The sequence below is a fragment of the Thermoleptolyngbya sp. M55_K2018_002 genome, assembly GCF_015295965.1.
GTDB classification, from domain to species: Bacteria; Cyanobacteriota; Cyanobacteriia; order Elainellales; family Elainellaceae; genus Thermoleptolyngbya; species Thermoleptolyngbya sichuanensis.
In genome coordinates, this window is record NZ_DVEA01000141.1 from 1 (window position 1) to 7988 (window position 7988).

Annotated in this window: 7 protein-coding genes; 2 read left to right on the plus strand and 5 right to left on the minus strand. The window is 59.2% G+C overall.

Annotation, left to right across the window (positions count from 1 at the left end; translation table 11 throughout):
- Positions 1-150: 150 nt before the first annotated feature.
- The 5 genes from IGS51_RS06725 to IGS51_RS06745 all read right to left on the minus strand — a co-directional run bounded on the left by IGS51_RS06725 (position 151) and on the right by IGS51_RS06745 (position 5411).
- A complete protein-coding gene (locus tag IGS51_RS06725) occupies positions 151-1545 on the minus strand; it encodes an alkaline phosphatase family protein (protein WP_297077397.1) in 1395 nt (464 codons plus the stop codon).
- A 118-nt stretch (positions 1546-1663) separates the two neighbouring features.
- Positions 1664-2818, minus strand: coding sequence for a DNA-processing protein DprA (gene dprA / locus IGS51_RS06730; protein ID WP_297077399.1), 1155 nt, complete (start codon positions 2816-2818; stop codon positions 1664-1666).
- A gap of 109 nt (positions 2819-2927) precedes the next feature.
- Positions 2928-3866 (minus strand): NAD-dependent epimerase/dehydratase family protein, encoded by a 939-nt coding sequence (locus IGS51_RS06735; RefSeq protein WP_297077400.1) that lies wholly within the window; start codon positions 3864-3866, stop codon positions 2928-2930.
- 85 nt (positions 3867-3951) lie between these two features.
- Positions 3952-4719 (minus strand): peroxiredoxin-like family protein, encoded by a 768-nt coding sequence (locus IGS51_RS06740; RefSeq protein WP_297077402.1) that lies wholly within the window; start codon positions 4717-4719, stop codon positions 3952-3954.
- A 149-nt stretch (positions 4720-4868) separates the two neighbouring features.
- The gene (locus IGS51_RS06745) at positions 4869-5411 is read right to left on the minus strand and encodes a hypothetical protein (protein WP_297077404.1); all 543 of its coding nucleotides are present in this window, start codon (positions 5409-5411) and stop codon (positions 4869-4871) included.
- An 854-nt stretch (positions 5412-6265) separates the two neighbouring features.
- Here IGS51_RS06745 and IGS51_RS06750 point away from each other — a divergent pair.
- Together IGS51_RS06750 and IGS51_RS06755 are read left to right on the plus strand one after the other, a co-directional pair.
- Positions 6266-7417, plus strand: a complete 1152-nt coding sequence (locus IGS51_RS06750; RefSeq protein WP_297077406.1) for a WG repeat-containing protein — start codon at positions 6266-6268, stop codon at positions 7415-7417.
- 254 nt (positions 7418-7671) lie between these two features.
- Positions 7672-7988: thioredoxin family protein (locus IGS51_RS06755; protein ID WP_172353918.1), on the plus strand; the 317-nt coding region annotated here is incomplete at its 3' end.

Here is a 7988-nt window from a genome sequence, read left to right on the forward strand (position 1 = left end):
CCCCAGCGCGATCGCACCTTGGGCCTGGCGTATCCAGCGCGACGTGCGATCGCCCAAACGCAGCCGCTGCCGAGACAGATAGCTCAGCAAGCGACTTTGGAAGCGACCAGACGAAGGCATTTGCGGGGTTGGGGGGGTGAGGATCTGAAGCTAGATGGGAAGGATGTTGCCGCGCAGATTGGCGGGGGGCTGGAGGCCGTAGCGGTATAGCAAGGTGGGCAGGATGTCGTAAAGCGTCGCGCCCTCTAGAACCTGACCGCCCTTGGGCTGGCGCGGGTCGTGGAAAATCATCAGCCCAAAGGGAGCATGATTGGCATCGTCGGGCCCAGTGTCATTATTTGTAGTGTAAAGCGAGCCGTCCCCGACTGTGCCTACGGAGCGCCAGGCCAGTTCGTCGAAATAGGCAATCAGGTCAGGAGCCACGCCGCGCACCTTCTGGTAGATTTGCTGCGGCTTCATGATGCGGTTGGGCATGGGCTGTCCGTCTGGCGTGGGGATGCTGGCCAGGAGGTCGGCTAAGCGCGATCGCTCTTGCTCGTATTGCGCCAGGGGAATCACGCCCTGGGGTTCTCGTCCCTGCACGTTCATAAAAATCCGCCCGTAGTAGCCGCCTGCGCCCCAGGCTTTGGTCTGGCTCCAGTCCACCTCGACCTGATCCAGCGGCAGCGGTTCGGCAGGGGGCTGCTTTAGCGTCAGATAGCCCCACTTGATTAGCCACTCATTGACGCAGATGCCGCCCATCAGCGGCCGCGCCCCGTGGTCTGACACCACAAGCACGACGGTTTCCTCGTCGCACCTCGCTAGCAGGTTGCCGACGCGCTGATCCACATGGCAATAGTAGTCGTGAATCGCGTTGGCAAAGGGTGACCCCGGCTCGTGCTGCGGGTGGGTGGGGTCCATTGGCTTCCAGAAGGAGTGGTGAATCCGATCCACGCCCATGTCTACCAGCATCAGAAAATCGGGCTGGTCGCGCTCGATCAGCTTTTCTGCCAGGTCAAACCGCTGGTTGCAGAGGTCGTAGATGTTTTGCAAGATTCGCGCTTTTTCCTCGGAGCGAAACTCTGGCACGTCCAGCAAAAAGTCGGGCATCCATTCGGCAATTTGCGCGGCCAGGCCTGGCGGGTGCGTGTAGGGCACATCGCGGCTGGGCGTAAGGAAGCAGGATACGAGGGAGCCGTTCACTGGATAGGGTGGCGAAGTGCCCGGAACGCTGAGAACCGCGACCGTCCAGCCCGCATCGCCCAGCAAGTCCCACAGGCGCGGAACCTTGACCGCTCGACCGTCGGCGATCGCCATCTTGCCATAGCTCCGATCGGCCCGGTTGCGAAATCCATAAATCCCCAGTTCCCCCGGATCGCGCCCGCTCATCATGCAGCTCCAGGCGGGGACGGTGATGGCGGGAATGCTGCTCTCCATGCGTCCATAGCTGCCCGCCGCCATCAACCGCGACAGGTTGGGCAAGTCAGACCGCCAGCGGTCAAACACCAGCGACGGCTCCATACAGTCGAGGCCAATGATCAGGAGGCGGGGTTTGGGGGAAGACATGGGCAGCAGGGAAACGAGAGAACGGGGTGGGGGGACGGGAAGTGCGCCAGTCGTCGTCACCCCGAAATACCTCCTCACTCTATCGTCTCAGCGCATAGATTACCCTCTCGAAAAATGGTCATCCTGCTCGGCAATAGCGCATTCCGGGCAGTTGCGAAACCACGCCCAGCATTTCTAGCTCCAGCAGGGCGGCGAGGAGGTTGCTGGTGTCGAGTTGGGTGGTTTGTACCAGGGTGTCGAGGGCGATCGCCTCTGGTGGGATGGGGGGAATCGCCTGAAAAATCGGCACCAAGCGGGGCGGCAGGTCGGGTGTAGGGGATGCAGACGGAGCGGGTGCTGGAGTAGCTGCGCGGTTCGGCATCGTCTTCGGCATCGTGTCTAGCTGGGGAATTGCGCCGAGGGCCTCTAGCAGCGGGGTTTCGCCGAGAATGACCTGAGCGCCGCCTGCAATGATCTCCAGGCAGCCGCGGGACTGGGGCTGGTCGAGGGAGCCGGGGAGGGCGTAGACTTCGCGGCCATAGTCGTTGGCGACGCGGGCGGTGATCAGCGCTCCCGATTTGGGGCCTGCTTCGATGACCAGGGTGGCGCGGCAGAGTCCGGCGATGATGCGATTGCGGCTGGGGAAGTGGGCGCGATCGGGGCCGGTGCCCCGGGGATGTTCGCTGAGAATCAGCCCTTTGCGGTCGATCTGCTGGGCGAGGGCGCGGTTGCTGGCAGGATAGACACGGTTGACCCCGGTTCCCAGGACGGCGATCGTGCGGCCGCCTGCGTCGAGGCAGGCTTGATGGGCGATCGCATCGATGCCTTCCGCCAGCCCAGAGACGATGGTAAATCCTGCCTGCACCAGCGCTTCCACCAGACGATACGTCCACTGTTTGCCATAGCTGGAGGGGTTGCGGGTTCCCACGATCGCCACCAGCCCCACTTCCCCCCGGTTTTCTGCCAGCGCCACCTGCCCGCGATAGTAGAGCAGTGGCGGCGGGTCGGGAATCTCGGTGAGCAGGCGCGGATAGTCGGCATCGGCGGGAGTCCAAACGTCGGGATTGTCGCGCTGATGTTCTGCGAGCAGGGATGCGGGATCGAGGGAGGCACGGGCCGTGGCGATCGCCCCTGCTGTCATTCCGCCAATGCCCTCCACCGCATCCAGGGCAGCCAGATCAGCATCCCAAGCCGCTGCCAGCGACCCAAAGTGTCGATAGATCCGCATCAGCAGCGTCGGGCCTACGCCCGCGATCTGGCTCCAGGCCAGCCAGTAGGCTCGTTCGTCAGTCAAGGTGAGGGGTAGGATTTGGGAATAGGCAGAGTTTGGGCAGGCGCAGGCCACAGCGCTAATGCCTGATCCCTGCGTCCTTAACTTCCAGTATTCCCCGGCAGACCCCGGCTCAAGCGTGGGCTGCCAGGATTTCTTCGTCCAGGGAGAAGTCGATTTCGGCTTTGTCGCGGCCGCTGGCGAGGTAGTCGTGTTGGAACGAGTCGGCCAGGCCGGAAACTAGGTCAAACTGGGGCTGCCAGCCTAGCTCGGTCTTGGCTTTGTGGATGTCGGTGAAAAAGTGCTGCACGCGCATGGGAAAGGCTTTGCGCTTGCCAAAGTCAAATTTTTTGGGGTCGTAGTGGACGATTCTGAGGGTGGTGGGGTCTTTGCCAGCGGCGGTGGCGCAGGCGCGGGCCAGCCCGTCGAAGGTGACAGCGCGATCGCCCGATATGTTGTAGATTTGCCCGATGGCACGCTCGTTGCCCAGCACGGCGGCCATAGCGGCGGCTAGATCCTGGCAATGCCCAAACTGGGTGAGCGCCATGCCGTTGCCGGGAATTGGGACGGGGCGATCGCGCACGATGCGGTCAAAGAACCAGGCTTCTAGGTCGTTGTAGTTTTGCGGGCCATAGATGTAGACCGGGCGAATGGAGGTGAAGGGAATGCCGGACTCGGCCAGGTAAGCCTCGGTTTCAAATTTGCCCTTGTGGCGGCTGTTGGGATCGACCGCATCGCCCTCGACGTGGGGCATCTGGTCAGACTTGAGGTACACGCCCGCAGAGCTGACGTAGACGAAGTGCTGGATTCGCCCTTTGAAGATTTCGGCGAGGGGCTGGGTGTCGCTGAGTTCGCGGCCGTTGTTGTCAAACACGGCATCAAAGGATTCGCTGGAGAGGCTGGTTTTGAGCTGGAGGGGATCGGTGCGATCGCCCACAATCTGCCGGATGCCCGCGACGGGTGCAGGTTTGTTGCCCCGGTTAAACAGCACGACTTCGTGGCCTTGCGCCACCAGCAGCTTTGTCAGGTACACGCCGATAAACCGGGTTCCGCCCATCACCAACACGCGCATGTGTCGTCCTCTCAACCTGCGATTGCAAACTGTGCTTTTCGATCCTATGACGGAATGAGGACAGTAAACCTTGAGCCTGCAAAGCTCATAGCTGGAGAAACTGGAGCGGGTTGCTCATGGTTTCAGCAAAGCCCAGAATGGCGCGATCGCGGTGTTCGTATAGCAGTTCGCCCTGGGCGTTGAACAAAAACGTTGCGCCGCGCTGGGTCAAGAAGGCGGCATCGGGCACGTAGGTCTTCCAGTGGCGCAGCACTTCGCCCATATTTCGCAGGCGCAGGGTGGCTAGCTCAAACGGGCGCTGGAAGCCGCTGCCGCCTGCCCAGCGAAAGAAGGAACCTTTGAGGGGCGGCAAGGGAAACGCCTGAATTTCTTCGTCGTCGGCAATGAGCTGGGGCGCAGTGCGATCGCCCCGATAGCCGCGAAACACCTCCGCCAGCGTGCCCGGACTGCCGATCCCCGCACACATCAGCATCAGGTTGAGCCAGCTATTTTGCGCGGGTGAGAGGACGGGGAGTTTCAGCGACAGGCCACGATATAGCCCCAGCGCTTGGTGCAGCGATGCGTTGGGGTCGATGAACAGATGTTCGGCCGGAAAGTCGGTATACTCGCAGAATTTTTGCCCTGATGGGCGATCGCCAATGCCCACCGCCCGCACCGCGATGCCCGCCGCCTGAAGCTGCGCCGCCTGCCGCCGAATCCACCAGGCATATTCCAGGCTGTCAAAGTCGCCCAGTTGCGGCCAGATCAGCACGAGGATTCGTGAGGCAGCGCCGCAGTCTGCCAGAATTGGGGCGATCGCCCCGTCGCCGACTCGCTCGCGGGTTGTTTGAGCTAGTAGAGAGTAGGGATTCATCAATCGTCAGAATGGAGCCGCTTAACTCCTAACGGCGCATTCCTGTCGCGTCCATCAGAGTCAAGAGAGTCAAGCCGTTGCCAATTGCTGATCCCGGTTCTCGACCAACAGACTGACCTGAAAACTCACCAGAAACCTGAGAGCCTGCCTCAGGATGCTCGGCGGTTGGACTGCGCGAAGCTGAATGCGCCCAAGGTCAATTGTCCGTCAAAGGTGTAGAAGGTGACGCGAGAAATCTGGCGGCCTGTCAGCGTCATTTCTAAATTTGGGGCGTGGCTAGAGTCGGAGCCTGCCAAGTTGGCGGCTGGGGTCTGCATTTGGGCAACGGGGCGGTTATGCTCATCAAAAGCTGCCATCACCGTCGGGCGAGAGCTGGTGATGTGTCCGCTGACCCGCTGCACAGGCTGGTCAAAGGTTGCCTCTAGCCATCCGCCCTTGGGGCAAGCCATCAACACCAGTTGTCCAGTATGGGAAGGAAATGCCGGATTGGAGGGCACAAGGGCAACTGCATTAGCAAAGGTCACACCCAGATGATGAAACTGGGTGCTAACCGCTTCAAAGGTGTGCAGTTCGTCGAAATCTAGCTCAACGTCGTCTAGCGCGTCCTGGGAAAGGGGCGATCGCGCGGCTGTTAGCTCTGACCCAGCCGCAACGCCGAGCGGGCGTGCTTCAAACGCAGCGGTGCGAGCCACAGGCTCAAAAAAACTTGGCTCAACTAACTCAGGCCCCGATCCAAAGTCCAGTTCAGCTTCAGCCTCTAATGGTGCAGATTCAGCATAGAAGGAAGATGAGGGGGCAACCGGAACATCAGGATACTCTTCCATAAGATTTTTCCCTGAAGAATTTTCTCGTTTACTCGGTCGAAGATGCTGCCGAAGCAAAGGCGCAATTGAAGGCAATTAAATCAAGATTGCTCAGGCAAACTCACGAACACTCAACGAACAGGGAGCCATCCACACACCCAGTTACAAAGCTCAGAACGAGGCTCAGACAGAAATTACGAACGATTCAACAACTCCCAACAGCGTCGCTAGGCTAGTAGCTATCACGCCACTACAAGGCTTACAGGTCGTCTTGTCGGAATAGATTGCTTTGCCCAACTATCTTCATGAAATCAGGTTCAAAGACTGCATCACATGAAGCCAAAATAAACTCCAGCCTTGAGCAAGATCTGTCGCCCCCGTTTAAGCAATCTTGGGCAAGCGAAATCTAATCCCGACATACCTAGCCATCCTCAAAACACGTTAAGTATCCGTAAATATGTCGCCAACTTCATGAAGTCTTTAAGTTTTGCAAGGCTAGCTCATGGTTTCTTTACACATACAATCGGGCACTACTGGAATTTCGTCAATAGGGATTGCAGCTATCTTTGCAGTCATCTGGGTTCGTGCGTCTTCCGTGATTTCCTCGCTCTCAGTAGCTCCCTCAATTTTCAAACATTCTTCACTGAGATTACGTATCACAAGTATCTCTCCTCCTATTCCCCCACAACCCATAGCCATCCGTCTGCCTTCTGTCGCTCCTCCTCGTCAAATTCCCCAGTCCCATGCCAAACTTTTTTTACATCGCTGCGATCGCCTCTACCCTGCTCCTGCTGGGGGGCTGCCGCTGGGATAGCGCCTCTCGTTCTCGCAGTCCTGAAAATCTTGCTCAGAATCTTGCTCAGAATCTTGCTCAGAATCTTGCTCTGCCCTCTATTTTGTCTTCTGACGCTGCCATGACCGATTCCCAAACCCTGGCCCAATCTGACGCGGAGCTTTCCTTTGACCAGGCTGCCGATTTTTCTGAAGGGCTGGCGATGGTGCGCCGGGGCGATCGCCTCCTGTTTATCGACCTGACGGGCAACGTGGCGATCGCCGTTGATCCCAACATGGACGGAGCGGCTGACTTTTCCGAAGACTTGGCGCTGGTCAAGGCAAACGGGGTCTATGGCTATATGAATCGGGCGGGTGAAGTCATCGTTCCGCCGCAATATCTAGGCGCGGCCTCTTTTTCGGGCGGGCTGGCGGCCATTCGCGCTGGCACGCGCTACGGCTATATCAATCCCGCCGGAGAGGTCGCCATCGAGCCGCAGTTTGACCTGGCAGGGAGCTTTGCCGAAGGGCTGGCGGCGGTGAAACTGGGCGATCGCTACGGGTTCATCGCACCGACGGGCAAACTGGTCATCGATCCCCAGTTTGAAGATGCATGGCGACTGTCTCAGGGGCGGGCGGCAGTGCGGCAGGGCGGCCGCTGGGGCTATATTGACACGACCGGAGCGCTCGTCATCGATCCCCAGTTTGATGGGGCGTTTCGGTTTGCAGATGGGCGGGCGCGGGTGCGGCAGGGGGGCGACTGGGGCTTTATCGACTTGCAGGGCAATCTGGCGATCGCCCCCCAGTTCGGCTTTGCGTCGGACTTTGCTGAAGGGCGGGCGGCAGTGCTGGTGGGCGCGAAGTGGGGCTATGTAGACTGCCAGGGGCAGATGGCGATCGCCCCCCAGTTTGACTATGCCGCTGACTTTTCCGAAGGGCTGGCCGCCGTCAAACAAGGCAACCGCTACGGCTATATCAACCCCACCGGAACCTGGGTCATCGCCCCCCAATTTGACGATGCTGCTGCCTTTTCAGAGGGCTGGGCCCGCGTCAAGCTGGGCAACCAGTGGCGCTACGTTAATCGCCAAGGACAGTTCCTCAAGGCATCGCCGCTGCTGCGATAGCGGCCGACCCCTCGCTTCAGATGCGCTCGTTCTAGGCGCACTCGTTCCAGAGGTGACAATCCATTGCAAACTCTTTTCAAGACTCAGGCCAGCCTGCAAGTCTAATAGTCACACTATAGGACTGACGCATTTGGACACTTTCCCGCGGGCGCAGCCTGTGAGAAATGGTCCAAAATCCAGAAAGCTTATCGCAAGTGCGTAAGTCTTGACACTACTAGTCACACGTTTCGTATCAGCATTTGGTGAACCCCGCTATGAATCCCACTGTGATTAAGTTCTCCTCCGAAGACTGCGGACTTTGCCACAAAATGTCGTTCTATGACCAGAAAGTGGCAGCCGAACTGGGGCTGGAGTTTGTTGATGTAAAAATGCAGGACACCGCCACCTACCGCAAATACCGCAAGATCCTCCTGGCGCAATATCCCGATAAAGAAGGCATGGGCTGGCCGACTTATATCATTTGCCAGGAGCCGGAAAGCGACTTCAAAATTTTGGGTGAAGTCAAGGGCGCACATCCCAAAGGCGAGTTTCGCGAACGGCTCCAGGAGATTGTGGCGGCGGCGGCAACCTG

Coding starts and splice junctions, on each gene's coding strand:
- IGS51_RS06725 (WP_297077397.1), bottom strand. CDS start 1,545: ATGTCTTCCCCCAAACCCCGCCTCCTGATCATTGGCCTCGACTGTATG.
- IGS51_RS06735 (WP_297077400.1), bottom strand. CDS start 3,866: ATGCGCGTGTTGGTGATGGGCGGAACCCGGTTTATCGGCGTGTACCTG.
- IGS51_RS06740 (WP_297077402.1), bottom strand. CDS start 4,719: ATGAATCCCTACTCTCTACTAGCTCAAACAACCCGCGAGCGAGTCGGC.
- IGS51_RS06750 (WP_297077406.1), top strand. CDS start 6,266: ATGCCAAACTTTTTTTACATCGCTGCGATCGCCTCTACCCTGCTCCTG.